Origin of the sequence: uncultured Sphingomonas sp. (assembly GCF_913777625.1) — a bacterium.
Taxonomy (GTDB): domain Bacteria; phylum Pseudomonadota; class Alphaproteobacteria; order Sphingomonadales; family Sphingomonadaceae; genus Sphingomonas.
On record NZ_CAJYTI010000008.1, the window covers coordinates 38,744 to 65,631 of the forward strand.

A 26,888-nucleotide genomic window follows, 5' to 3' on the forward strand; every position below is an offset into this window, starting at 1 on the left:
GTTTCGCCGAAGAAGAAAACCGCTGGACTTCGCGCGACGAATTCCTTCTATCGCGCGCGGCAGTTGCGCCGTCAGGGGGATTACAAAATGGTAGGGTTTGCGTCGTCGTTGCGCCGGCGTCGTCTGTCGCTCGCGTTGAGCACGAGCACGTTTGCGTGTGGTATGATGGTTCCGGCACTGGCGCAGGCACAATGTACTCCGGAGCCGACTGTTGCCAACGGCACGACGACCTGCGCCGGCACCGATACGAACGGCATCCGGATTACCACGGCCAACACGACGCTGAACATCGCCGGCGGCGCGGTGGTCTCCAATACCGGCGCACCTGCCGTTATCGTGGACGTTTCGAACAGCGCCTATTATTCGAACTACGCGACCATCGCGGTAAGCGGCCGCGTATCCAGCGATACGCAAAGCGGCATCCTGCTGACGAGCGGGGCTGCCTCCCAGTATAGCGGCACCACGACGCAGCTTTCGCTCAAGCTCGATCAGGGCGCTTCGGTATCCGGGACGACCGCGCTCGCGATGCAACAGACGGCGGGCAACACCTCCGCCTATCTGATCGCGAGTATCGACAATGCCGGCACGCTGAGCGGCACCTCTGGGGTCGCCGTGCGCGGCGACGTCGTCGCGGCACCCTATGGCTATGCCACCAGTTATTCGGGGCTCAGCGCGCTCACCAACAGGGCAAGCGGCGTTATTTCGGGCAGCGTCATCGGGCCCGTCGGCACGGTCACCAATGCAGGCCTGATCGATGGCGGCTCGAACAGCGCGTTCACGCCCGGCGCGGCGGGGGCCAGCTACTCCTATCAGATATCGAGCGGCACCTGGACGAACACCGGCACCATCCAGTCGAACAGCGCAGCCGCTACCATCATCTCGTCGACGATCAGCAGCCTGACAAACAACGGGACGATCGCCAATAGCGGCTCCGGGGCAGCGCTGAATTCCACCTATCTGGATATCCAGAACCAGGCCGGCGGGGGGATCAGCAGCGCCGGTAGCGCCGCCATTGTCAGCAGCAATTACCTGCGGCTGGTGAACGCCGGCACGGTGACCGGCAATGTCGTGACCGGCAACAGCGGCAGCATTGTCGATTCCTCGGGAGGGACGATCAACGGCTCGGTGCTCTTCGGATCGGGCGACGATACGCTGGTCGTGCGCTATGACGCGACCAGCGGCGCGATTGTCACCGGCATCACCGGCAGCATCAATGCGGGCGGCGGCACGAACACCGAGCAGGTGGAGTTCTCCGCAGACACGACGATAAACGCGAGCTTCGCACCGCTCGCCGGGTTCCAGCGGCTGATGCTCGATCCAGTCTCGGGCACGACGGTGACCCTGGGGTCGGGCTATGCGAGCAACCTGGGCCTGGTCCTGAGCGGCAACGGCGGCGTGGTGAACCAGGGCCGGATCACGACCAACGGCCCGGCCGTCACGGACCTTACCTATTCCTTCAATCGCAACACCTTCCGCAATGACGGCGCGATTACCGCAACGATCTCCAACTTTGGCTATGGCATCGCGCTGTCGAACCAGCGCTTCGTCAACAATGGCGCGGTGACGGTGACGGGCGGCAACGGCGTCTCGATGTCGTACAATGATCTCGTCAACACCGGCACGATCACCGCCACCGGCAATGGCGTGAACATGGACAACGCCGTGCTGACCAACAGCGGCACGATCATCGCCGGCGGCATCGGCGCGATGTTCAACGGCAATGTCGGCTACACCGCGTCGAACAGCGGCACGATCCGTGGTGTCACCGCCGGCGTGAGCACCTACATCTACCTCACGAACACGGGCACGATCAGTTCGCCGGGCGTGGGTGTGCAGGTGCAGCCCTATGGCTATCTGATCAACGGCGCGGGCGGCGTGGTGAACGGCGGCACTGGCGGTGCGGTGACGGTCAACTCGTTCAATGCCGGCGTAGCGAACGCCGGCACGATCAACGGCGACGTGCGGTTCAACGGATATGGCTCAGGCAACAACCTGACCTATTTCGCGCTGAGCGGCGGCACGCTGAACGGCAATTTGAGCCTCAGCGGCGCAACGCTGGTCACCGACATCGTCAACAAGGGCCCCGGCGCCTTTGCCGGCATCACCGGCACCGTCACCGCCGATCGATACTCGGCGCTGCGCTATGCGGTCAACGCCGACGCCAATGTAGCGCTCGCGTCGGGCAATGTCGGGCCGTTCAGCAATGTCGGCTATCAGCTGGTCAACGGCGCCAAGCTGACGCTCACCGCGTCGTCTACGCAGACCTCGGCTACCAGCCTGCAACTCGCCGGCACGGGCACCGTCGACCTGAATGCGAACATCGCGGTAACCGACACCTCGGCGATCCAGTCGTCCGGCGCGCTGACCTACCCAGGAATGCCCGGTAGCGGCAGCAGCAGTACGCCATCGCTGTCGATCACCAGCCGCGGCACGATCACCGTGACGCGTGCGACCGGCACGACCAACTACAATAGTGCGGTCGGCGCGAGCCTTTTGTCCGGTGACAGCTTCACCAATCTCGGCACGATCGCCGTTACCGATCGCAACACCAACGCCTTTGCCACCGCGATCAGCGGCGGTGCCAGCATTACCAATGCGGGCACGATCCTGCTCGACGGCGGCGTCGGTATCTCCGGCAGCTACAGCAAGACGCAGATCGTCAACAGCGGCACGATCCGCCAGGTCGCGAACGGCGCCCAATCCGTCGGCGTTTCCGGGTCGTTCAACCTGACCAACAGCGGCACCATCCAGGTGGGCGGCACGGCGGTCGTCGCCTATAACCAGAACGGGATCGTCAACAGCGGCACCATCGCCAGCAGCGGCGGCATCGCAATCTCCGGCAGCGACTCCTCGACCAGCGCCGCGATCAGCAACCTCGCCGGCGGCGCGATCATCGGGACCGGCGGCACCGCGGTACGGCTCTATTCGGGCACATTCGTCAATGCCGGCGCGGTCACCGGCACGGTCGATATGGGCTATGGCTACCCCTATTATGCGGGCAGCGCCACGCGATCCTATGCCAGCAGCGCGTTCGTCGCGGCGGGCGGCACGATCGCCGGCGACCTGCGCTTCGGCGATGGTAACGACCTGCTGCTGCAGACCGGCGACACGACCGGCGTGTCCGGCACGATCGACGGCGGTGCAGGGACGAACATCTACGGCCGCGCGTTCAGCAGCAGCAAGACGGTCGCACTCGGCACGGCGGGGCTCGTCAATTTCCAGGATCTGCTCGTTCAGGCGAGCGGTGCCGACACCGTGGTCACCACCACCGGCGCGGCAAGCGGTACTCTCTACGTGCTGGGCAATGGCAGCATCGCCAACCAGGCCAATGTCAGCGGCGGGCTGATCGTCGGTATCTCCAACGCCTTTGGTTATTATTCGCCCGTCAACGCGCTGCTGCCCACGGGTCAGGTGCTGGCATCGCTCACCAATGGCGGCACGATCGGCGGCAGCGTCTCGGCGACGGTCGGCAGCTTCGGCAACAGCGGCGCCATCAATGGCGGTGTGTTCGCAACGCTGGCCAGCTTCACCAACAGCGGCAGCGTCAGTTCGTCGGGCAGCTATGGTGCGACGGTGTCTCTATACGGCGATACGACACTCTCCTTCGCCAACAGTGGCACGGTGACGCTACCGCAATCGAGTTCCGCCTACCCGCCTTATTACTACTGGTACGGGTGGTACCCCTACTACCCGACCACGGCCGTCACCCTGAGTGCCGGCAGCGACCTTGCGTTCGCCAACAGCGGCACGATCCTCGGAGGCGTGCTCGCAACTGCGGGTTATGCCGGCACCAGCACGACTTCCGGATCGACGACCGCGACCAACAGCGGCACGATCTCGAGCAGCAGCTGGAACCCGGCGCTCTCGATCGGGACGGGCGGGGCACTGTCGGGAGCCGCGCAGGTTACCAACAGCGGCACGATCCGCGCGCAAGGATCGGATGCCAGCTTCGGCAGCGCCACGGCCCTTTCCGTCTATGGTAACTATGCGACGACGACGGTCGCCAACAGCGGCACCATCTCGGCCGCTGCGACGAGCAGCGCGCCCTCGACGCCGAGCAGCGCCACGGCGATTTCCATCGCTACCGGCATGGCCGGCACCGTCACCAACGCGGCGGCCGGCAAGATCACGGCGGAGGCGGACCGCGCCTTCGCCGTAGCGATCAGCAGCGGCGGCGCGCTGAACCTCACCAATGCCGGCACGATCAGCGCCAAGGGCAAGACGCTGTCCTACGCCGTGTGGGGCGACACCGCCGACGACCGCGTGACCAACACCGGCACGATCACCGGCGACATCGTCCTCGGCAGCGGCGCCGACACGGTCGTCAACGCCGGTACGATCGTCGGCGCGGTTTCGCTGGGCGACGGCAATGACAGCTTCGTGCAGAATGGCGGTGGCAGCGTGAGCGGCCTGATCGACGGCGGCGCGGGTACGAACAGCTTCACCGTCTCGGGCGGCACCGAAGCGGCACCAGCGCTGTTCGGCGATATCCGCAACTTCCAGCGCTTCACCCAGACCGGCGGTTTTGCCCGCATCGGCGGCACCGCCGTGTTCGGTGCGATCGACATGACCGGCGGCCGCCTGGTCGGCCAGGCAGGCTCGGTGATCACCTCGCCGCAGATCAACGTCGGGCAGGGGGCGACCTTCGGTTCGGCAGGCATCGTCAACGGCAATATCGCGGTTGCCGGCACGCTCAGCCCGGGTGCTTCGCCGGGCACGATGACGGTCAACGGCAATGTCGCGCTGGCCGGCACCTCCACGTCGCTGTTCGAACTCTCCGCGGCCACGTCGGATCGGTTGGTGGTGAACGGCACGCTGTCGATCGCGCCGGGCGCCACGCTGCAACTCGTCCGCATCGGCAATCTGCGCCAGGGTAGCTTCACCCCGCTGTTCACCGCGACCGGCGGCATCACCGGCAGCTTCACCACCGTGCAGCAGCCGAGCGATCCGCTCGGCATCGTGGTGGTGCGCGGCGGCGCGATCCAACTGATCGGCGCCTTCCGCGACCCGGGTACCGCGGGGCTGCAGACGAGCGCCAGCATCGCCTATCTCAATGCGACGCTGGCGGCGCAGCCTGCGGACAGCGTCCTGTTCAACGGGCTCTCCGCGCTCGTCACCGCCGACGATGCGGCGAACGCCCACGCCTTCGCGCGGCTGACCCCGCAGCCCTATGCGGCGGCGGTGCAGACGCAGGTGGATGACGCGGTGGCACTGGCGACGGCCACCCGCGGCTCGGGCTTCGCGGCGACCGGCGACACCCCCCATGCCTTCACCTTCGGCGCGACGCTGGGCCAATGGCACCGGCTGAGCGACGATGCGAAGACCGGTAGCGTGGCGGCGCGTTCGCGCACCTACGGCCTGCTCGGCGGGATCGGAGTCGGCGATGCGGCGTGGAGCATGGGGGCGTTCGGCGGCTATCTTAACGACCACCAGTATCTCGATGCGCTCGGCGCTCACACGCGCGCCAATGGTGTGGTGGGCGGGGTGCAGGCGCGGGCACGGACCGCCGGCGGCCTCAGCCTCGCTGGTTCGGTCTCCTACATCGCCACCGTTGCGACGACGAGCCGAGCGCTGCCGGTCGGTACCACCAGCGGCCGCTACGATCTCCACAGCTGGGTGTTCGACGGATCGCTGGCACGCGCGTTCGCGGTGCAGGGCGGCTGGGCCGTGCGGCCGCAGATCGGCATCACCTATGTCCACACCGTCCGCGATCGGCTTGCGGAGCGGGGGGGCAGCCCGTTCGCGCTGACCGTCCGCCGCGACCGCAACGTGGCGGGTTTCGCGGACGGCGCGCTGTCCTTCGGCCGTGCGGACGAATCGACCGCAGCGTTCCGGCCGTTCGTGTCGTTCGGCCTGCGCTATCAGATCGAGGGGCTGCGCTCGGACGCGCTGGGCGGGTATGCGGGCGGTGCGCTGGCGCTGCAGGGCTACAGCGCAGCGCGGGCGCGGGTGGTCGGGACCGCGGCGGGTGGCGTCAGCTATCGCCTGCCGCACGGCGTCGAGCTGTTCGCCACGGGCTCGTCGCAGACCGGCACCGACGATCATCAGGAAACGCTGTCCGGCGGCGTTCGCCTGCGTTTCTAAGGCAAGGGAGGGCGCGTGGTGTGGTCGGTCCGCGAGCACCACGCGGCCTCCGTGCCCGCGCACCCGGCGCTCGGCTGCGGCGCGCTAGGACGCGCCCGCGAACGCGCTGGGCACCCAGCTCATTGGAAAATTGGCAGCGATCTTCACCCGCACCCACCCTGCCAATTGCCCCAATCTCACGCCGGTCTCAGCCTCCGGTAACGGCGGACCAATCCAGTGCGAACCGGGCCAGATATTTCCGCAGCCGATCGGCATCGTTGGCTGATGTTCTGCGCGTGCGGGACGCGGCGAACAAGGTTCGCCCGGCTTCTGAAAGCGAACGGCTCCGGCGGCAGGTATGGACGACGGCGGCAAGCTGCACGCGATCGAAGGGGTCGATTTCTGCCAGCGCCGCCGCCGTCAGCACTTCTGCCAGAATGTCGTCTTCCTCCTGCGTCTGCCCGGACCACAGGCGTGCGAGCCGGTCGACTTCCGCCCCGACGGCATCGGTGTCGATCCGCTCCTTGGGGCTGAGCGTGGCCATGCGGGTGACGCTTGCGGCGAGGTCGCGGAAATTGCCCGGCCAGCGCGCCGCCGGGCTGGTTGCGAAGGCGAGATAGCGCTGGCGAGCCTCCTTGTTGAAGCTCACCCGGTCGCCTTCCTGCCCGAACGCGAGGTGACGCTGTTTACCGGCGCAGGGGGCACGAACAAGTCGACGTTCGGGCTACAGCTGCAGTCCGCCGTATCCGTGCGCGAAGACGGTTGGGCGCAGCGGGGCGGCGTCGATCGCGTGCTGACGCTCAAGTGCGGCCGCACCTACACGGTGGACGAGAAGATCCGCACCGAGGACTGGCCCGACATTCTGCTCGAGCAGTGGAGCGACGAAGCGCGGCGGTCGCCCGGATGGGTCCAGAAGCCGTTGGCATGTGACTTCATCGCCTACGCCTACGCGCCATCCGGTGTCTGCTTCCTGCTGCCCGCGGCGCCGCTGCAACGCGCGTGGCGGCAGAATGGACGTAAGTGGGTAGAGCTTTACGGTCGTTCTAGAGCCCGTAACCCGGGATACACTTCTGTTAGCGTGCCTGTGCCGCAGCATGTGGTGATGCAGGCGATCATCGAGGCTATGTATTTGCCTTAAGGTTTGGAGCACGTCGACGATCGTCAGGATGTGATTTTCCTGTCAATCAGACACAAATCTCGTCACCTTTCGAAGAATGTCTGAGTATGTCGATGGATCTTAGGCTTGTTCGCAGAGTTTCCTCCAAGCCTGATCTCTGCGACTAGCTCGGTCGCCCTGGTCGCACCGTTGTTGTTTGTCATGTTCATGAGCTGTTTTTTGGTATGGTGCTGGCATGCCGCATTTCATTGAACACATTGGCTATGGATTTTTCTTCTGTAGTTCCCCTGATGTCGGCCATCACAAAATTCCAGTTCATCGAGATTGATGGCGCGATGAGATTAGGGTTCACGTCCTTGATCTGGCTAATTATCAGGGGCATGCTTAGCGGAAGCAAAATGGGCCCGTCACCTGTAAGTGCCATAAACGTCTGCAGCATTTCGGTGACGGTGAAAGCATCTCTCGCGCTCAAGTCGTAGGCTTTGATGTAATCAGCTATCAGTTTTGCCGGCTCTTCATTGTGGTGAAAACCCGGGTTGTCGTTGTAGAGGACCGGCGGCGCCGTGAGGCGAGCGGTTGGGATGCCAAGGTCGGCGCAAAGTTTTTCAACGAGTGGCTTTAGAGCGGTCTCTTTAAGAACATAGCGACGGTTAAAAAATCTCCGCAGATATGAGTGAGAATCGAAGCCGGCGCCGTAAGCAGCGCTCACAGAATGAGCCAGCTGTTGCCCGTGCAAGCCCAGCACGAACGCAACTCCAGGAACGTCGAATAGGTGCTTCAATTCCTCGAGCACCTTGATGGCGTAGGTCGGCCTGCACCGGTCTAGCTCATCGATCACTATTGTGATCGGAAGCTTCATCCCAGCTTCACTCAAGGTTTCGACGATCTGCGATAATCCTTGTTTCATCTCGGAAATCGCTGCTTGTCCCTCCCGGAAACGGGCGATCCGCCCCTCCATCGAGGTGGCCATGGGCGCTCCGAAGCCAGATGCTACTGCGTCAACGGCATCGTTGCTGCCGTCCTTTATGCTGTCCTTTGCAAGATCTCGCACCACATCGCCGCCGGCCGAAAGAGCTTCGCCAAGAGCTTCCGCGCCACTGCCCATGATGACAAAGCTAGCTGCTCTTTTCGCGAGGCCTACCCCCCACAATTTTGGCAACGCGGCCCGCGCGAGCACGAAATTCGCTCATCCGCTCCGCGAGGTCTCGACTGCGATCCACCTAAGGTTCGAGAGCCTTGTCTAGCGTTGCGACCAGGGCAACCATCGGTTGATCTTCGAGATCGTCGACCCACGCGTCTACGAAAGCGACGGCATGCTCAAGGGCCATATGCCTAGCGAGGCGACGGAGGAAGTATGATTTCCCAAGACCGTAGGAAGCATCGACGGCCAGCACGTGCGCATGGCCTTCGTCACGGATGGAAGGGCGCGTCGTGACGCTCTCGAGATAGCCAATCAGATCTTCGGCTTCTTCCCGCCTGTTGAAAAGGTCGCCGCCCCAAATCTCATCAATCGTTTCCATTCAGCCCCCGACTCGCTGCTCTCGATCGGACCGCGGCGAAATCGTCGGAGTTAGCGCCAGCTAGCGCGTCGTGCTTGCTCCGTGATTGCCGATACAAGAATCCGCCCCCATCATTAACGGCAACCGCATGGAAAAAATGTCGGAAAACCGTTGGCGCACCCGAGGTGAAAGCGTTGGGCACTCAGATCATTGGGAAATTTTCGTCAACAGGACCACTTGATAGTGGATACCCATCCTGACGTCCGAAGAGTTTGATTATGCGAAGCGCGATTGCTGTAGGCCAGTGGACACGGCGGGAAGGTCGATGTGGGCCTTCGCGCGCTCTTTCTCTGTTCCACGGAGGCACGGTAGGAAGTGCCTCAGCTTCGGCGCTGGCCGGGCAGCTTTGGCTTTATCGACCGCGGGTGGCAGCGTTATTCGCCAGCATGTGAACGGCGCCGGACACACCGCGCCCGCCAACATGAACGAGGCGTCCGACGTCGAGAAATTTGGCGGCGATCAGCCGATGTGGTCCATCGCCGTGCAGATATGGTAGAGCGAACTGGCGGGTATGTAGGTGACCAAGGGATCGCCCGTTGGATCAACATGATCTATCCACCCGCCCGGATGCGCTGAGGCAAAGAAGCGGCACCATGTCGCGTCCAGAACCAGGTTGCGCGCCGCATTCTGCAATACCCGTGCGGCTTCCATCGCAGGCCATAGCCGGCAACTTGCCGCGATCACGCCGTCCGGCCCGATCCGGTCGACGATGCGCCCATCGGCGGCAGTGCCGCGCAGGGCTTGCCGCAGGAGCCGCGTCTTCCTGTCGTTCGTATCGAGGCCGGTAATGGCAGCGGTGCGTTCGAGCAGCCAGATCCATTCGAAGTGGTGTCCCGGTTCGAAGGCGCGTGCGGGGTTCACAGGGGTCCAGTCCGCCGCGAATTCTTCGGTCAGCACGTCGTCGTCGGCAGACAGAAAACATGCATCGAACAAGGCGATCATGGCGGCGATGCGGGAGGTGAAGTCGCCGCACGCCCCGGTTTCTTGCAGCGCCAGCAGCGATTCGAGCAGATGCATATGCGGATTCTGTCGTCGCGGCAGGATCGTTTCCGGCCAGGCCTCGGCATAGCCTCCCATAGGGTGCGCCAGCGCCTGATCCATGAAGCCAAGCGTCCGATGCACCAAGGCAATGAGGCGCGGTGCAGGGTCGAGCTGGATCAGCGCCGCCAATGCCAGCAGGACGAAGGCATGGGCGTAGAGATCGCGACGATCGTCTGCGACGTCGCCGCGTCGGGTGCAGGAAAATGCCCAGCCCGGCCGCCCACCGGCCTGCCAGTAGCGGGCGATCATGATTTCGCCGGCACGCCGGGCAAGATCGCCGCCGCTCGGGAACCAGCCACGGCGCGCGGCGGTCGCGAACACATAGATCTGCCGCGCCTGCACCATCAGCCGGCGCGGCACGTCGGGCTGCGGTCTGCCGTCCAGCGCAAGGCGTTCGACGAAGCCGTTCTCATCCTGGCCCGCATCGTTCCACAGCGGCAGCGCCTGTCGGCGCAGCCAGTCGGTCCAGAAGGCGGGATCTGCGGGGGTCACGTGCCGGCCAGAAGCCGGGCCACGAACCCGTCGAGATCGCCGCCAGGGAACAGAAACCCTGCAATCCCCGCCCCGGTCGCCGCCGCCAGATCGCTGGCCCGGTCGCCGATCAGGAAGCTGCCGGCGCGATCGATGCGATGGCGGGCGATCAGCCGGTTCAACATGCCGGGCGCCGGCTTGCGGCAGTCGCACGCGGTCGCATATGCCGCCACGCGGCCATCTGGATGATGCGGGCAATAGGCGAAATCGTCGATCCGTGCGTCGGTGGGGAGGGCGGCTTGCATTGCGGCATGGACGCGCCCTACCGCGGCTTCCTCGAAATAGCCCCGTGCCACGCCCGATTGGTTGGTCACGACGAACAACCGGTACCCGCATGCGGCAAGCCTGGCCAGTGCGCGCTGTGCGCCGTCGACCCAGACGATATCCTCCGGTTCCGAAAGATATCCGGTGTCGACGATCAACACCCCGTCCCGATCGAAAAATGCTGCACGCTCGAGCGCGTGGTCTTTCGATGGTGTGTCTTGCGGTGCGGTAGGTGTCATTTTGAATTCATGGCGAGCTGCTTGGTTGAATAACCCACCCGGTCACTGTTAGACAAGGATGTCGCTTTCGCAAATGAAGCGGTGGGGAGACGATGTCGATGATCCAAAGATCGCGGGCTACGTATTAATGCGTATCCTGAGGGCATTGGTCTTCCTTCTTGCCGCTTGTTCCGGCCATGCTGCTGCCGCGCGGGTCTCCGCCGTTGCCCTGGCGCGCGATGCGGGCTGGCAATGGTCGGTGATCCCGGCCGGCGCTTTCGATCTCGCCGTGGCGCGGCGTCCCGGCGTCGCGCGCTCGGACGTGCTGACCGTGTATGTCGAAGGCGACGGCTTCTCCTATGCCGCGCGCGGTCGCCGTGCGATGGATCCGACGCCGACCGACCCGGTCGCGCTGCGGCTGGCCTTGCGGCATCCGGGCAGCGGCGCCGTCGCCTGGCTCGCGCGCCCGTGCCAATACGGCCCGCGCGCTCGCAACTGCCACAGCGATTACTGGAGCGTCGCCCGGTACGCCCCGGAAGTGATCAACGGCACCGGTGCCGCGCTCGACCGGCTCAAGGCCGATGCCGGCGCTTCGTGGCTGATCCTGGTCGGCTATTCGGGCGGCGGCGCCCTTGTGGCGCTGCTGGCCGAGCGGCGCGGCGACGTTGTCGGGCTGGTGACGGTCGCCGCCAATCTCGACCTTGGCGCTTGGACCGCCGCCCATCGCCTGACGCCGCTGTCGCGCTCGGTCGATCCCGCCACCGACGCGGCGCGCCTGTCCCGGCTGCGGCAGGTGCATTTCGTGGGGGCGGAGGATCGCAATGTCGGCCCGGCCATCGCGCGCGCCTTCGCGGGCAAGATGGCAGCGGATGCGCCGGTTTCGATCGTCACGGTTGCTGGCCAGGACCATGGCTGCTGTTGGGCCGGGCAATGGCCCCTGCTGGCAATGCACGACGATCTCGCGCAGATTCCGGGCTGGGGGACCATGAAACCATGACGTTTAACCTTTCCCCGGCCGATCGCCCGCATGTGCTGGTGGTCGGTGATGCGATGATCGACCGCTACATCATCGGCGAGACGCACCGCATCTCGCCCGAGGCGCCGGTGCCGGTGGTGCGGGCCGGCCGCGAGGAGGTGCGCGCCGGCGGTGCCGCCAATGTGGCCGCGAATGTTGCCGGTCTCGGCCCGCGATGCAGCCTGCTGACGATCTGCGGCGACGATGCCGCGGGCGCGGACCTCGTCCGGCTGATGGCCGATCACGGCGTTGCGCTCGATGCGGTGGTGGAGGCCGGCCAGCGCACCACCCAGAAGACCCGGCTGATCTCCGGCGTGCAGCAAATCGCCCGGATCGACCAGGACGGCACCGCGGGCGCGGCGGCGCGGGCCGAACTCGCAAGCCGCTTCGAACAGAGCCTGGACGGCGTCTGCGCGGTCATCTTCTCGGATTACGACAAGGGGACGCTTGCCGATCTTCCGACCCTGATCGCCCTTGCCCGGCGCCGCGGCGTGCCGAGCTTCGTCGACCCGAAGGCGCCCGATCCCGGCCGCTATGCCGGGGCCTCGTTGCTGAAGCCCAACGCCCGCGAGTTTCATACGCTGTTCGGGGCATGCCCCGAGGAACGAATTGCAGCGCGCGCGCAGCAGGCGCTGGCCGAACTGGATCTCGATTATCTCGTCGTCACCCGCGGCGCGAAGGGCATCCTGATGGTGTCCCGCAGCGGCGACGTGGTCGAGCACCCGACCGAGGCGCTGGAGGTGTTCGACGTAACCGGTGCGGGCGACACGATCATCGCCGCACTCGTCGCAGGCATCGCCGAAGGGTTGCCGATGGCCGCCGCGATCGACCAGGCGAACCTTGCCGCCAGCATCGCCGTTTCTCGGCCGGGCACCTATGTCGTCACCCGCGCCGATCTGGAAGAGCGGCTGGACCGGCGCAGCCACGGCGCGAGCAAGCTGGTGTCGCTGCCGCTGCTCCTTTCCCGGCTGGATCAGGCGCGCGCCGGCGGCGCGCGGATCGTGTTCACCAATGGCTGTTTCGACATGCTGCATGCTGGCCATGTCCGCCTGCTGGAGCTGGCCCGGCGCAGGGGCGACCTGCTGGTTGTCGGTCTCAATGCCGATGCGTCGGTGCGGCGGCTGAAAGGCGGGGCGCGTCCCGTCAACGGACTTTCCGACCGGGCCGAGGTACTGAGCGCACTGACCTCGGTCGATCATGTCGTGGCGTTCGAGGAAGATACGCCGCTCGACCTGATACGGGCGATCCGGCCGGACATTCTGGTCAAGGGAGGCGACTATAGTGCTGAGACCATCGTCGGCGCCGATTTCGTCCGGGATACCGGCGGGGAGGTGGTCATCGCCCCACTGCTGGCGGGACGATCGACCACCGCGATGCTTTCAGCCATCGGCTCCTGACCGCGCCATGCCCCGCCCACCTGATCTGCAACGCCTCCATCGGATGAAGAAGCCGCACCTATGAACACGCCAACGCAGAACCTGACCGTCGAGCAGGCGCTGGCCCAGGCCAACGCCCATTGGAATGCCGGACAGGCCGATCAGGCCGAACGGCTGTGCCAGCAGGTGCTGGCGATGTGGCCCGGGCAATCCGACGCCCTGCACCTGATGGGGCTGATGGCGCATGCCTATGGCAATCTGGACCTGGCGATCGACCACATCCGCGGCGCCTGCCAGGCGCCGCGCGCGCCGGCCATCTATCTGAGCAACCTGGCCGAGATGTGCCGCCAGGCCGGCCAGCTGGCCGAGGCCGAACAGGCCGGCCGGCGGGCGGTGGCGATGGACAGCGCCCTGGTTGCCGGCTGGAATAATTTGGGCATCGTTCTCCAGGAAGCGGGCAAGCTGGAGGAGAGCCTGACCTGCCTGGAGCGGGTGGTGGCGCTGCAGCCGGACTATGCTGAGGCGCATAACAATCTGGGCAACACGCTGAAGCGGCTGGGGCGGCTGGATCAGGCGCGCGCGCAGTATGAACGGGCTTTGGCGCTGGCGCCCGGCTATGCCGAGGCGCTGAGCAACCTCAGCCATCTGCTCAACGACCTGGGGCTGCCGGACGAGGCGCTGGCGCATGCGCGCCGCGCGATCGACGCCAATCCCCGCCTGTCCGACGCCTATATCAACGCCGCTGCGGTGGAAGTGGCGCGCGACCGTTACGAGGATGCGCTGCGCTGGATCGATTCGCTGCTGATTTCGGTGCCGATGCATGTTGGCGGCCTGGGCGTGCGGGCGACGATCCTGCGCCGGCTGGGGCGCTTGGACGAGGCGGCGGCCGAGGCGCGCCGGGCGGTCGCCGCAGCGCCGGAGAACGGCGAGGCGCAGAACATCCTGGGCGAGGTGCTCCAGGCGCAGGACCGGATCGACGAGGCGCTGGCGGCCTTCGACCGCGCGGCCCAGCTGCCTGGCTTCGGTCGCGAAAAGGCGCTCATCAACCGCGGGGTGCTGCTGATGGAGCAGGGCGACCGCGCCGGGGCGAAGGCGGTGTTCGAGCAGGTGCTGGCCCAATTCCCCCGCTCCGCCGCCGCCTGGTTCAACGTCGCCGACCTGCGACGCTTCGAACCCGGTGATCCCGCGATCCCGGCGATGGAGGCGCTCCTCGCCCCCGACGGCGTGCAGGTGCAGTCGGATCGTACCGCGCTGCAGTTCGCGATCGGCAAGGCGTGGATGGACGTCGGCGATGCCGAGCGCGCCTTCACCTATCTGGATGCGGGCAATCGGGAGAAGCGGGCGACCTTCGCCTATGATGCCGACGCGATCGACCAATGGGTGTCGGATATCATCGCCGCCTTTCCGGCCGAGCTGCTCGCCCGGCCACGCGCGGCGACCGCAGGCAGCGACCTTGCCCTGTTCGTGCTCGGCATGCCACGATCGGGCACCACGCTGATCGAGCAGATCCTGGCCTCGCATCCTGCGATTGCCGGCGCCGGTGAGCTCCCGACGTTGCAGGGGCTGGTCCAGCAGAGCGGCGGCTATCCGGCGATCGCCCGGCAGCTCACGGCGGAAACCGAAAGCGCGCTGGGGCAGCACTATCTGGACGCGATTCGGCCGATGGCGGGCAACCGCCGCCGGCTGGTCGACAAGATGCCGTCGAACTTCCTGTTCGCCGGGCTGATCCACCGCATCCTGCCCGAGGCGCGGATCGTGCATGTGCGCCGGGACCCGGTGGATACTTGCCTGTCCTGCTACACCAAGCTGTTCAGCCGCGAGCAGCTGTTCAGCTATGATCAGGTTGAGCTGGCACGCTTCTACCGCAGCTATGAGCGGCTGATGGCGCATTGGCGCGCGGTGCTGCCGGCAGACCGGTTCCTCGAGGTGCGTTACGAGGATGTGGTGGCGGACATCGAGCCGGAGGCGCGGCGGCTGATCGAGTTCTGCGGGCTCGACTGGAACCCCGCCTGCGTCGATTTCCATGCGACCGCGCGCACCATCCGCACGGCCAGCGTCAACCAGGTGCGGCGCCCGTTGTACAGCAGCAGCATTGGCCGCTGGCGCGACTATGCCGGGCATCTCGGGCCGCTGCTTGAGGCGCTGGGCATTGATCCGGCAGACGCGCAGGACGCCCCCGCACGCGCACCCGCCCCCGCAAAGGCGAAATCCGCAGCCAAGGCCTCGGCCAAGCGCGCGCAAAAGCCGGTAGCGGCGCATTGAGCTGCGCCATGACGGACACCAAGCCGCTGGAGGCGCAGGCACAGGCGCTGTTGGCCGCCGGACGCGGTGCCGAGGTGGAGGCGATGCTGCGGCCGCTCCTGGCCGGCGGCAGTGGTCCCGTGGGGCTGTGGGCGCTGCTGGCCCAGTCCTATCGGGTGCAGGGGCGCGTAGCGGAGGCGCGGCCGATTCAGGAGATGCTGGTCGATGCGCTGCCGGGGCATCTCCCCACCCGGTTCGACCTTTCGGAGACGCTGTTGCTGCTCGGCGATTTCGAGCGCGGCTGGCGCGAATATGGCTATCGCTACAGCCTCGCGCACACCACCCGCATCGAGCGCAAAGTGCAGCGCCCGCGCTGGGACGGACGCCCGATGCCCGGCCAGACGCTGCTGATCCACGACGAGCAGGGCTATGGCGACACGTTCCAGTTCCTGCGGATGGTCGCCTGGGCGAAGCAGCGCAGCCAGGCGAAGGTGGTGCTGGAGATCAACCACGAAATGGCGAGCATCGCGCGGCGGATGCCGGGCTTCGACGCCGTCACGCTACGCGGCGAACTACCGCCGCCGTTCGACGCTCATTGCGAGATGATGAGCCTGCCGATGGTGATGGGGCTCAGGCTCAGCGATCTTCCGGGCGATCCGATGCCCTATATCAGCGCCTTGCTGGACCGGCGGGCGGCGTGGCGGGCGCGGCTGGCGCAATATGCGGGGCTGAAGGTCGCATGCCTGTGGGCGGGGCGGCCGACGCACATGAACGACGCGAACCGATCGATGTCGCTGGCGGCGCTGGCGCCGCTGGGGCAGGCGGGGATCACCTTTTTTTCGATCCAGAAGGGACCAACCGAGGGCGACGCGCTGCAGCCGCCGCCGGGCATGAACCTGGTCAGCCTGAGCCCCGAAATCCACGACTTCGAGGACACGGCGGCGATCCTCTCCGAAGTCGATTTGCTGATCTCTATCGACAGTTCGCCGGTTCATCTCGCCGGCGCGCTGGGTTGCCCTGCCTGGGTGATGTTGCCGCTGCTGCCCGACTGGCGGTGGCTGCAGGGCCGCGATGACTCGCCTTGGTATCCATCGGTGCGGCTGTTCCGCCAGACCGAATGGGGGCGGTGGGACCAGGTGATCGCCCGCGTCGCCGCCGCGCTTGCTGCGCTGAAGACCGCCGCTGCGTCCCGATCCACCGGCCTACGGTAGAATACAGGGGTAGTTGACTCAAAAAGAAGAAAAGCTCAGGCTAAATACAGGGTCGCCTATGATAAAAAATATCTTTTGGGAAGGGACTTGTGCGGCGGGGCTTTCTTCTGGCTTGGTTTGGGAGGGCTGAAAAAGTTAACGATTTGTAAAGCAAATCCTTGGCTGGCCATAGCATTCCAAATGGCTGAAGATCTCGGCGCGCGGCATTTTGGGGCAGACGGCATGCGTACGAATCGCGATCGGGCCATCCTGGCAAGTTCCTCCATGCTGGTGCTGGGTGTGGCGCTCGTTGCACCGCCGGTGCTCGCACAAGACACGACCATCGCGAACTCGGTTACTACCGGGACCACTTGGAGCGGTGTCACCGCGCCCGGCAGCAACTTCACGATCACGTCTGCCGGAACGATCAACACCGCCGATCCCAATGCGATCACCATCACCGGCACCGTCGGATCGACGCTGGGCACGCTGGCCAACAGCGGCAGCGTGGTCGACACGTTCGCAACGGGCACGGCAATCAGTATCGGCACGGTCAGTGTGGCCGAGATCGTCAACAACCTCACCGGCACGATTTCCGCGGCAAGGACCGGCATTATGCTTGGCAGCGCCGGAACCATCGGCGTACTGACTAACGCCGGGCGGATCAGCGGCCGTACGGCCATCACCAATTCCGGATCGATCGGATCGCTCAGCAACACCGGCGTGATTGCAGGCACGACCCGCGGTATTCAGAATGCCGTCACGGGCAGAATCGGCACGCTCAACAATTCCGGCACGATTACCGTGGCCGCGGGGGCCGCGGGTGCCGCGGGCGGCATCGCCAACAATGGCGGATCGATCCTGACGCTGATCAACACCGGTACGATCATCAGCAGCTCCAGCAGCGGCATCGGCAACAACCAGACCTCGTCCTCGATCGGCCAGATCACCAATAGCGGCCTGATCAGCGGCGCAACCGGCGGCCTCTGGAATTCGGGGACGATGTCCCAAGTCACCAATACCGGGCGGATTATCGGCGCCCAGGCCGGAGTCTTCCATGCCAGCGGCACGATCGGCACGATCGACAACAGCGGCACGATCAGCGGCGGCAGCTATGGCATTTCGATCGGTGCTGGCGCGTTCAATTCGCTTATCAACAGCGGTACGGTAAGCGGCGCCATCGCGCTGTATCTGGCATCGGGTGTGACCGTGCCCAACATTACTAACAGCGGCGTGATCGCCGGCACGATCAACAACCGCAGCGCCAACGCGCTGACGATCAGCGGCGGTACCGGCGCTACGTTCGGCACCCTGACCGGCAGCACGCTGACCAACAAGGGTAGCATCATCAGCACGCTGGCGAACCTGGAGTTCGCGTCGGGCAATCTGGTGCTGAACGACAATATCAACGCTACGGGCCGCACGGTCAGCAACAGCGGTGCGAACCTGGTGCTCAACAGCATCATCAACGTTGTCGGCGCCTATACGCAGACCGCCGGTACGCTCACCGTGGACCCGCTGGGCGGCGTAATCGCCACCGGCGCGGTCACCGCCAGCGGGGGGACGATCCGGTCCACCTTCGTCAGCACCGGCAACTATCTGGCAGGCACCTATACGCTGCTCGGCGGGTCGAGCCTGAACCTGACCGGCGCAAACGTCACGATCGGTAATCTCACCGGCCTGAGCCGGTCGTCCATCACGAGCGGCACGGCGCTGCAGCTATTGGTCAACAACGACTATGTCGGCGGCACGCTGGCTTCCGCCAGCAATGCCGGGACGCTGACCAGCGCCAACACGGGCCTGTATGTCGCGACGACGGGCAGCATCGGAACCTTCAGCAACACCGGCACGCTGAGCGGCTCGCAGTTCGGCGTAAACAACCGCGGCACGATCGGGCTGCTGAGCAATTCGGGCCGGATCACCAACACCAATTTCACGGCGCTGTGGAACCAGGGCAGTATCGGCCAGCTCGTCAACACCGGCACGATCACCAACAGCAGCTGGGCGATCCTGAACACCGGCACGATCGGGACCATTACCAACAGTGGCGTCATCGCGGGTGCGGGCAACGCGATCCAGAACAACGCGGTCATCAACCTGCTGGACAATAGCGGCACGATGTCCGGCGCGAGCAACGCCGTGGCGGGCACCTTCGGCACGGTCGCCAACAGCGGCTTGATTCTCGGCAACATCAATGGGTTCGGCGGTTCGATCGGGACGATCATCGGCGGCAGCAACGGCACGGTCGGCACCTTCACCGGCTATAACGGGGTGAGCCAGGGCACGATCGGCGCCAGCGGCAACCTCAATTTCGCCTCGGGCGCGCTGCTTCTCAACGATTCGATCATCGCTGCCGGTACCTCCGCCGCCCTGCTGACGATCTCCAATACCGGTGCCGACATCACGCTGTCTACGATCGTCAACGTGAACGCCAATTTCAGCCAGAGCGCCGGCACCCTAAACCTGGGCAATGCGGGCAAGCTGGCGGTCACCCAGGCGGCGACTTTTACCGGCGGCACGATCCTTGCCGGCGCCAACGGCTTTTCCTCCACGTCCACCTATCTGAAGGGAGCGATTGGCGGCACGCTGGTGAGCGGAGGGGCCGGATCGTCCTACGCCGGGCTCAGCATCGCGGCGAGCGGCGGTTTCACCGGCCTGGCCTTTGGCAGCGCTACCAGCGGCAACAACCTGCTGCTGTCGGCCAACAACATCTATGTCGGCGATACGCAGGCCTCGATCAGCAACAGCGATTCGATCAGCGGCACGACCTGGGCCCTCTACGTCGCGAACACCGGCGCGATCGGCACGCTTGTCAACAGCGGTACGCTGACCGGCCTGAATGATGGCCTCAGCAGCAATGGCAGCATCGGCAGCCTCTCCAACAGCGGCCTGATCAGCGGCGCGCAGAAGGGGCTGGGCAACCAGAGCACGATCACCAACTTGGTCAACACCGCCACCGGCACGATCCTGGGCGGGACTGCGGCGGGCCTGCAGAACGATACGTCGATGGGTACGGTGACCAACGCCGGCCTGATTTCCTCGGGTTCGGCCGGCTTCGCCAATTACGGCACGCTGGGCCTGCTGAGCAACAGCGGCAGTATCAACGGCGGGCCGCAGGGCATCTATCTCGACGGCAACAGCAACACGGGTGCGATCAACAACAGCGGCACGATCACCTCGGGGCAGAGCGCCGTCCAGGTCAGCGGCACGCTGGGGTCGCTCGTCAACAGCGGCTATATCGGCAACGCCACCAACGCGGTAAACGTCGCCGGCACCCTGGCGACGCTGGTCAACGCCAATGGCGGCACGCTCAGCGGCAACAACGTGGTCTATATCTCGGGAAGTCTTGGCGGGCTTTCCAACAGCGGCGTCATCAAGGGCAGGATCGACAACCAGACCGCCAACAACCTGACGATCACCGGTGGCGCGGCGGGCACGATCGGCACGCTGACCGGCACGTCGGGCATCGGCACGATCAACAACACGCTGAGCAATGTGGTGTTCGCATCGGGCAACCTGCTGCTGAACGACCGGATCATCGCCACGAGCCGCACCGTCAGCAACACCGGTGCCAGCCTGTCGCTGACCAGCAACATCAGCATCACCGGCAATTACAGCCAGTCGGCGGGCACGCTCAGCCTGACCCCGGGCACCAGCAGCCTGATCGTCAGCGGCGCGGCGAACCTGAGCGGCGGCACGGTCCTGGCGAACCTGTCCAGCACGGGGAATTACCTTGCGAGCAACTATACGCTGGTCTCCGGCGGCGCGAGTTCGTCGCTTTCCGGCGCGACCGTTTCGGCCGGCAGCATCACCGGCCTCGCGAGTTCGTCGACCATCAGCGGGAACAACTTGCTGCTGACGATTGCCAACGATTATGTCGGCGGCTCGCTCGCGACGCTGGCCAACGCGGCGTCGCTCACCAGCGCCGCCACCGGCCTGTACGTCGCGACGACCGGCACCATCGGCACGGTGTCGAACACCGGCACGCTGGGCGGCATGCAGTTCGGCGTCAACAATCGCGGCACGATCGGTACGCTGAGCAACGCCGGGCGCATCACCAACGCCAATTTCACCGCGCTGTGGAACCAGGGCAGCATCGGCCAACTGGTCAACACCGGCACGATCACCAACAGCAGCTGGGCGATCCTGAACAGCGGTACGATCGGTACCGTGACCAATAGCGGCGTCATCACCGGCGCCGGGGTCGCGATCCAGAACAACGCCGTCGTCGCCGTCGTCAACAACAGCGGCACGATGTCGGGCCAAACCGCGCTTGCCGGCACGTTCGGCACGGTCATCAACACCGGCTTGATCCGCGGCAACATCAACGCGAGCGGCGGTGTGATCGGCACGATCATCGGTGGCTCGGGCGGCACCATCGGCACGTTCACCGGCGCGACCGGCACCACGCAGGGCACGATCGGTGCAGGCGGAAACCTCATCTTCGCCGCGGGAGCGCTGCTGCTCAACGACTCGATCACTGCGGTCAACATCGCTGCCAGCGCACTCACCGTGAGCAATACCGGCGCGGACATCACTCTTTCGACGATCGTCAACGTCAACGGCAATTTCAGCCAGAGCGCGGGCACGCTCAACCTGGGCAGCACCGGTCGCCTGATCGTGACCCAGGCGGCGAGCATCACCGGCGGCACCATCGCGGTAAGCGGCCTTTCCAGCACCGGCAACTATATCGCGGGTACAAACGCGGGCACGCTCGTCTCGGGCGGCGCGGGATCCAACTATACTGGTGCCAGCATCAGTCTCTCCGGTGTCTACGGGCTGATCGCTGCGGCAACGACCAGCGGCACCAACCTCGTGCTGGGTATCAGCAACGACTATGTCGGCGGCACGCTCGCGACGCTCGACAATAGCGGCAGCATCGGCGGCGTCGCCAACGCGGTCTACATCGCCGCGACCGGCGATGTGGGAACGCTGAGCAACAGCGGCACGCTGTCCGGAACCGACAGCGGCGTGTTCAACGCCGGGCAGGTCGCGCTGCTGAGCAATGCCGGCCTGATCGAGGGCGGGAACCCCGGCCTCTCCAACGCCGCCACCGGCCGGATTACCGCGCTGGTCAACACCGGCACGATCAAGACGACCAACGATGCCTTCGGCACCGGGCTGCAAAATGCCGGCAGCATCGGCACGCTGACCAATAGCGGGTTGATCGGCAACAATCTCGGCATCTTCAACAATGGCGGCACGATCGCGCAGCTGGACAATCAGGGCACGGTCGCCGGCGCGACGGCGCTGTTCACGACCGGCAGTGTCGGCACGTTCAGCAACAGTGGCGCGATCAGCACCAGCGGGAACGCGATCAACGTCTGGAGCGGCACGCTGGGGTCGCTGGTCAATGCAGGGACGATGAGCGGCGCATCGGGCGCACTCCTGATTTCCGTGAACGGTTCTGTCGGCGGGGTCACCAACAGGGGCGTGATCCGCGGCGCGATCGTCAACAATTCGGCCAACGACCTGACGATCGCCGGCGGCAGCGGCAGCACCATCGGCACGATCACCGGCGTCAGCGGCCAGACGAGCATCGTCAATGCCGCCAGCGATCTGGTGTTCAGCGGCGGCAACCTCGCGCTCAATGCGGCGATCGACGTGACCGGCCACAGCGTGCTCAACACCGGCGCAGCACTGACGCTGCCCGGCATGGTAAGCATCACCGGCAACTACACCCAGTCGTCCGGATCGCTGATCCTCGACCCCGGCGTCGGCGGGCTGGCGGTGAGCGGCGTCGCCACGCTGTCCGGCGGCTCGGTCGTCGCCGCGCTGTCGAGCTCTGGCACCTATCTGGCGGGCACGTCCTACACGCTGATCCAGGGCGGCGTAGGTTCGTCCTACAGCGGCGCAAGCTTCGCCTCGACCGGCGTCAGCGGCCTCGGCGTGACGACCTCGGTCGCCACCATCGGCGGCAACACCAACCTGCTGCTCTCGGTTACCAACGACTATATCGGCAGCTCGCAAAGCTCGCTGGTCAACACCGGCACGCTCAGCACCGCGACGGCGGTCTATGTGGCGTCGGGTGCAACGCTGGGCGTCCTGTCGAACAGCGGCACGCTCACCGGCAGTGCCAACGGCGTGCTGGCGCAGGGCACGATCGGCACGGTTTCGAACAGCGGCCTGATCCAGGGACCGAATGCGCTGGTCGCCCTAGGCGGTATCGGCGTGGTGATGAACAGCGGCGCGGTGCTGGGCGACGTGCGCAACCAGTCGGCCAGCGCGATGACGCTGATCGGCGGCACCAGCGGCTACGGCACCTTCTCCGGCCAGGGCGGCGCCCAGGGCACGATCACCAGCACCGGCGCGGACGTCCTGCTGGCATCGGGCAGGATCCTGCTCGACGATGCGGTGGTGGTGACCGGGCACAGCCTGACCAACAGCGGTGCTACCGTGCGGCTGGACCGCGCGGTGAACGTCACCGGCAATTTCAGCCAGACCGGCGGCACGCTGCAGTTGACGGCGGGCACCGACGCGCTGATCGTCAGCGGCACGGCCGCGCTGAGCGGCGGCACGATCGCGCTCGACGGCTTCTCCGCCACCGGCAACTATCTGGCCGGCGCCGGCGCGGGCACGCTGGTGCAGGGCGGGGTGGGCTCGAGCTACGGCGGCCTGACCTATACCGCGAATGTCACCGGCCTTGAGGTCGGCGGCGCCACCCAGGGCACCAATCTCGTAGCCCAGATCGCCAACGATTATGTCGGCGGGACGCTGGCGGCACTGAACAACACCAGCGCGCTCAACGCCATGACCGCCATCTATGTCGCCGGAACGGGGTCGATCGGCACGCTGACGAACAGCGACACCGTCACTGGCACCACGGGTCTGGCCAACAACGGCACGATCGGGGCGATCGCCAACAGCGGCACTATCTCGGCGTCGATGGCGATCTTCAACACGGGCGTGCTAGGCACGATCGCCAACAGCGGCGTGATCGCGGGCAACATCACCAACATCGGGGCACAGGACCTGGTCTTCGTCGGCGGCCCCGGCGGCGCCTTCGGGACGCTGACCGGCCAGGGGGGAAGCCAGGGCACAATCACCAACAGCGGCGGCAATGTGGTGCTGGCCTCGGGCGGCATCGTGCTGAACGATGCGGTCCAGCTCGGAAGCGGCACGCTGGTGAACGGCGGCGCAACCGTGCAGCTGGTCAATAATGTCGCGGTCACCGGCAACTACAGCCAGGCCTCGGGCACGCTCGCGCTCGGCATGGCGTCGCTGCAGGTCAGCGGTATTGCCAGCATCAGCGGCGGCCTGATCACCACGAACCAGCTGGACAGCACCGCCAATTATCTGGCGGGCAGCGGGGCGGGCACGCTGGTGCGTGGCGGTGCGGGATCCAGCTATGCCGGCGTCGGCGTCGCCTCCGGGGTCAGTGGCCTCGCGCTGACGACCAGTGTCGGGACGATCGGCGGCAATGTCGATCTGATGCTCGCGACGCGCAACGACTATGTCGGCGGCACGCTGGCAGACCTGAACAACACGGGCACGATCAGCGGCGTATCGACCGCGGTCTATGTGGCGTCGAGCGGCAGCATCGGCACCCTCTCGAACAGCGGCACGCTTGCCGGCAGCGAATATGGCGTCTCCAATCGTGGCGCGATCGGCCAGATCGCCAACAGCGGCACGCTGAGCGGTTCGGTGGCGGCGATCTACAATGCCGGCACGCTGGGGCCGATCACCAACAGCGGTGTGATCGCGGGCAACATCCAGAGCGTGGCGGTGCAGGGTCTGACGATCAGCGGCGGCAGCGGCAGCAGCATCGGTACGTTGACCGGGGTGAATGGCGGGCGCGGCACGATCAGCAACAGTGGCGGCGCGGTGGTGTTCGCCGGCGGCAACCTGCTGCTGGGCGACGATGTCGTGGCGGGCAGCGTGGCGAACAGCGGTGCGGCGCTGACGCTGGCGACGAGCGCGAACGTGACCGGTGCCTTCAGCCAGACGGCGGGCAAGCTGGCGCTGGCGACCGGCGCGCAGCTCAACGTGAGCGGCGCGGCTACGCTGAGCGGCGGCACGGTATCGACGACGCTCCCGGGCGCGGCCAATTATCTGGCCGGCACCACGGCGGCAACGCTGGTCACCGGCGGCACGGGCTCGAACTATGCCGGCGTCTCGGTGACCACCGGGGCGATCCCGGGGCTGGCGCTGAGCTCGAGCACGAGCGGCACCAATCTGGTCGTCACCGCGGCCAACAACTATATCGGCGCAGGCCTGGCGAGCCTGACCAACAGCGGCAGCCTGACGGCCGACTATCCGGTCTATGTTGCGGCGACCGGCAGCCTCGGCAGCCTGACCAACAGCGGCACGCTGAGCGGTTCGGTGGCGGCGATCTACAATGCCGGCACGCTGGGGCCGATCACCAACAGCGGTGTGATCGCGGGCAACATCCAGAACGTGTCGAGCACGGATCTGCGCATCGCCGGGGGCAGTGGCACCAGCTTCGGCACGCTGACCGGCTTCGGGGCCGGCAGCCAGGGCACCATCACCAATCTCGCAAGCAATCTGGTGCTCAGCGGCAACCTACTGCTGAACGATGCGATCAACCTCGGTACCCGGGGTCTGGTTAGCACCGCAGCGCTGCAGCTGAACAATGTGGTGCGGGTAGCCGGCAACTACAGCCAGACCGGCGGCGCGCTGTTGATCGGGGTCACCTCCACCAGCGTCTACGGCCAGCTGCAGGTCAGCGGGTCGGCGAGCCTCACCGGCACCAACGTGCGGCTCATCGCGCTGGGCGGCACGAGCCTCTCGGCCGGGTCCGCCTTCACGGTGGTCAAGGCGGGTGGCGCGCTGACCTATAGCGGGCTGACCGCCTTGATCAGCGGCTTCGACGGCAGCTTTTCCACCGCTACCGGCGGCGGCACCTCCGATCTGGTGCTGACGGTGCTGAACAACGTTCCGGCGACGCAATTCGCCCCGACCGGCGTTTCGGCAGGCGGCCCCGGCGTCGGGACCGGTGCTGCGCTGGACGCCATCGTGGCTGCAGGCAATGGCCCGGGCAGTGCGGCGGCGCTCCCGGTGATCAACGAGGTGTTGGTGCCGCTGGCCGCGCTGCCGGTCGCGGAGCAGGAGCGCGCGATCGTCCAGCTTTCGCCGACGCAGCTGACGCCGCAGGTCATGGCCATCGCGGTATCGCCGGCGGTGAACGCGATCGTGCAGCATCAGGAAGTGCTGGCGGCGAACGCTAGTGGCCGCGAGGAGCGTGGCATGGCGGCTGGTTCGCAGGGCCAGCGCGGCGGCGTGTGGGGGCAGGTGCTGGTCAACGCCGCGAAGCGCGGGGAGGCGAGCGGTGCCTCGCCCTATGCGGCCAACAGCTTCGGCGTCATGGCCGGCGTCGACCTGATCGGCACCACCAATCTGGTCGTCGGCGGGGCGCTGAGCTGGGTAGGCAGCACCGCCAATGGCCGTTCCGACCTGACCGGCAGTCGCACCCGCCTCAACAGCTTCCAGGGAACCGCCTATTTCACCTGGCAGCCGGGCGATCCGGAAACGAGCGGTCTTGCGATCGATGGCCAGCTCGGCTTCGGGTATAATCACTATCGCCAGCAGCGCCGGATCGACTATCTCGGTCGGACCGCCGAAGCGTCGTATAACGGGAAGCAGTATCTCGGCGGCCTGCGCGTGAGCTACACGGTGCCGCTTAGCGATACCGCCTCGCTTACGCCCTTTGCCGGGGCGCGCGTAATCCATCTCGACAATGACGGCTATACCGAAAGCGGCGCGGGCACCGCGAACATGCAGGTGCGCAAGCTCTCGGTCGACTCGTTCAACCACGAGGTCGGAGTGCAGGGCGCGGCGATCTTCGACACCGCCTCGGGCCGTTTCGCGCCGTCGCTGAAGATCGGCTGGACGCACAGCTACAAGAACAGTCCGATACCGCTGAGCGCCGTGCTGGGCGGGGTGGCTTTCACCAGTACCTCGACGCGGGGGCCGAGGGATGGTGCCCTGATCGGCGCGGGTGTGTCGTTCATGCGGACCGATCGCCTTAGGATCGGCGTGCAATATGATGGCGAGCTGCGCAACGCGTTCCAGAGCCATTCGGGAACGGTGAAGCTGACGGTTAATTTCTAGGGCGGCGGCGCGTCCGATCGTAAGCGTTCGCACGCGCCTATGTCAGGCGGGGCGCCGGGATGGCGCAACATGCCATCACGGCGGCCGACACATCCGGCGCTTACGTACCCCCCTGTGGCATACTGGGCACAGTCCCAGGAGGCGGTTTGGCGTACCCGATAGGAATCGAACCTGTGGCCTCTGCCTTCGGAGCGATGTACCG

The 26,888-nt window shown here is 66.0% G+C and carries 12 protein-coding genes; 7 read left to right on the forward strand and 5 right to left on the reverse strand.

What is annotated here, in order from left to right; genetic code table 11:
* Positions 1–162: 162 nt before the first annotated feature.
* Positions 163–6,084, forward strand: coding sequence for a hypothetical protein (locus tag QZ814_RS04035; RefSeq protein WP_294329806.1), 5,922 nt, complete (start codon positions 163–165; stop codon positions 6,082–6,084).
* Between the two features lie 187 nt (positions 6,085–6,271).
* Here QZ814_RS04035 and QZ814_RS04040 read toward each other — a convergent pair whose 3' ends face one another.
* Entirely contained in the window at positions 6,272–6,712 is a 441-nt protein-coding gene (locus QZ814_RS04040) for a hypothetical protein (RefSeq protein ID WP_294329807.1), read from the reverse strand.
* A 27-nt stretch (positions 6,713–6,739) separates the two neighbouring features.
* On the opposite strand from QZ814_RS04040, the gene QZ814_RS04045 reads away from it, so the two are divergent.
* Positions 6,740–7,201: a hypothetical protein gene (locus tag QZ814_RS04045; RefSeq protein ID WP_294329808.1), complete on the forward strand. Its 462-nt coding sequence runs from the start codon at positions 6,740–6,742 to the stop codon at positions 7,199–7,201.
* A gap of 184 nt (positions 7,202–7,385) precedes the next feature.
* On the opposite strand, the gene QZ814_RS04050 is transcribed toward QZ814_RS04045, so the two are convergent.
* The 4 genes from QZ814_RS04050 to QZ814_RS04065 all read right to left on the reverse strand — a co-directional run bounded on the left by QZ814_RS04050 (position 7,386) and on the right by QZ814_RS04065 (position 10,814).
* Complete coding sequence (locus QZ814_RS04050) at positions 7,386–8,357, reverse strand: P-loop NTPase fold protein (RefSeq protein WP_294329809.1); 972 nt, start codon at positions 8,355–8,357, stop codon at positions 7,386–7,388.
* 43 nt (positions 8,358–8,400) lie between these two features.
* Positions 8,401–8,700: a P-loop NTPase fold protein gene (locus tag QZ814_RS04055; RefSeq protein WP_294329810.1), complete on the reverse strand. Its 300-nt coding sequence runs from the start codon at positions 8,698–8,700 to the stop codon at positions 8,401–8,403.
* Between the two features lie 498 nt (positions 8,701–9,198).
* The gene (locus QZ814_RS04060) at positions 9,199–10,272 is read right to left on the reverse strand and encodes an AGE family epimerase/isomerase (protein WP_294329811.1); all 1,074 of its coding nucleotides are present in this window, start codon (positions 10,270–10,272) and stop codon (positions 9,199–9,201) included.
* Positions 10,269–10,814 carry an HAD-IIIA family hydrolase gene (locus QZ814_RS04065; protein WP_294329812.1) on the reverse strand — a complete coding sequence of 182 codons (546 nt, stop codon included), beginning with the start codon at positions 10,812–10,814 and terminating at the stop codon, positions 10,269–10,271. The genes QZ814_RS04060 and QZ814_RS04065 overlap by 4 nt, the downstream gene beginning before the upstream one ends.
* 58 nt (positions 10,815–10,872) lie before the next feature.
* On the opposite strand from QZ814_RS04065, the gene QZ814_RS04070 reads away from it, so the two are divergent.
* From QZ814_RS04070 to QZ814_RS04090, 5 genes are all read left to right on the forward strand, one after another.
* Positions 10,873–11,790, forward strand: a complete 918-nt coding sequence (locus tag QZ814_RS04070) for a hypothetical protein (protein WP_294329813.1) — start codon at positions 10,873–10,875, stop codon at positions 11,788–11,790.
* Positions 11,787–13,205 (forward strand): D-glycero-beta-D-manno-heptose 1-phosphate adenylyltransferase, encoded by a 1,419-nt coding sequence (rfaE2, locus tag QZ814_RS04075; protein WP_294329814.1) that lies wholly within the window; start codon positions 11,787–11,789, stop codon positions 13,203–13,205. Before QZ814_RS04070 ends, rfaE2 begins: the two co-directional genes overlap by 4 nt.
* A gap of 60 nt (positions 13,206–13,265) precedes the next feature.
* Positions 13,266–15,446, forward strand: a complete 2,181-nt coding sequence (locus QZ814_RS04080; protein ID WP_294329815.1) for a sulfotransferase — start codon at positions 13,266–13,268, stop codon at positions 15,444–15,446.
* An 8-nt stretch (positions 15,447–15,454) separates the two neighbouring features.
* Positions 15,455–16,636: a glycosyl transferase family 8 gene (locus tag QZ814_RS04085; protein ID WP_294329816.1), complete on the forward strand. Its 1,182-nt coding sequence runs from the start codon at positions 15,455–15,457 to the stop codon at positions 16,634–16,636.
* A gap of 222 nt (positions 16,637–16,858) precedes the next feature.
* A complete protein-coding gene (locus QZ814_RS04090; RefSeq protein WP_294329817.1) occupies positions 16,859–26,686 on the forward strand; it encodes a hypothetical protein in 9,828 nt (3,275 codons plus the stop codon).
* Positions 26,687–26,888 lie beyond the last annotated feature (202 nt).

Excerpts from the sequence above, each read along its gene's own strand:
- QZ814_RS04090 (WP_294329817.1), top strand. The coding sequence starts at position 16,859 with ATGCGTACGAATCGCGATCGGGCCATCCTGGCAAGTTCCTCCATGCTG.
- QZ814_RS04080 (WP_294329815.1), top strand. The coding sequence starts at position 13,266 with ATGAACACGCCAACGCAGAACCTGACCGTCGAGCAGGCGCTGGCCCAG.
- rfaE2 (WP_294329814.1), top strand. The coding sequence starts at position 11,787 with ATGACGTTTAACCTTTCCCCGGCCGATCGCCCGCATGTGCTGGTGGTC.
- QZ814_RS04035 (WP_294329806.1), top strand. The coding sequence starts at position 163 with ATGATGGTTCCGGCACTGGCGCAGGCACAATGTACTCCGGAGCCGACT.
- QZ814_RS04065 (WP_294329812.1), bottom strand. The coding sequence starts at position 10,814 with ATGACACCTACCGCACCGCAAGACACACCATCGAAAGACCACGCGCTC.
- QZ814_RS04085 (WP_294329816.1), top strand. The coding sequence starts at position 15,455 with ATGACGGACACCAAGCCGCTGGAGGCGCAGGCACAGGCGCTGTTGGCC.
- QZ814_RS04070 (WP_294329813.1), top strand. The coding sequence starts at position 10,873 with ATGTCGCTTTCGCAAATGAAGCGGTGGGGAGACGATGTCGATGATCCA.
- QZ814_RS04055 (WP_294329810.1), bottom strand. The coding sequence starts at position 8,700 with ATGGAAACGATTGATGAGATTTGGGGCGGCGACCTTTTCAACAGGCGG.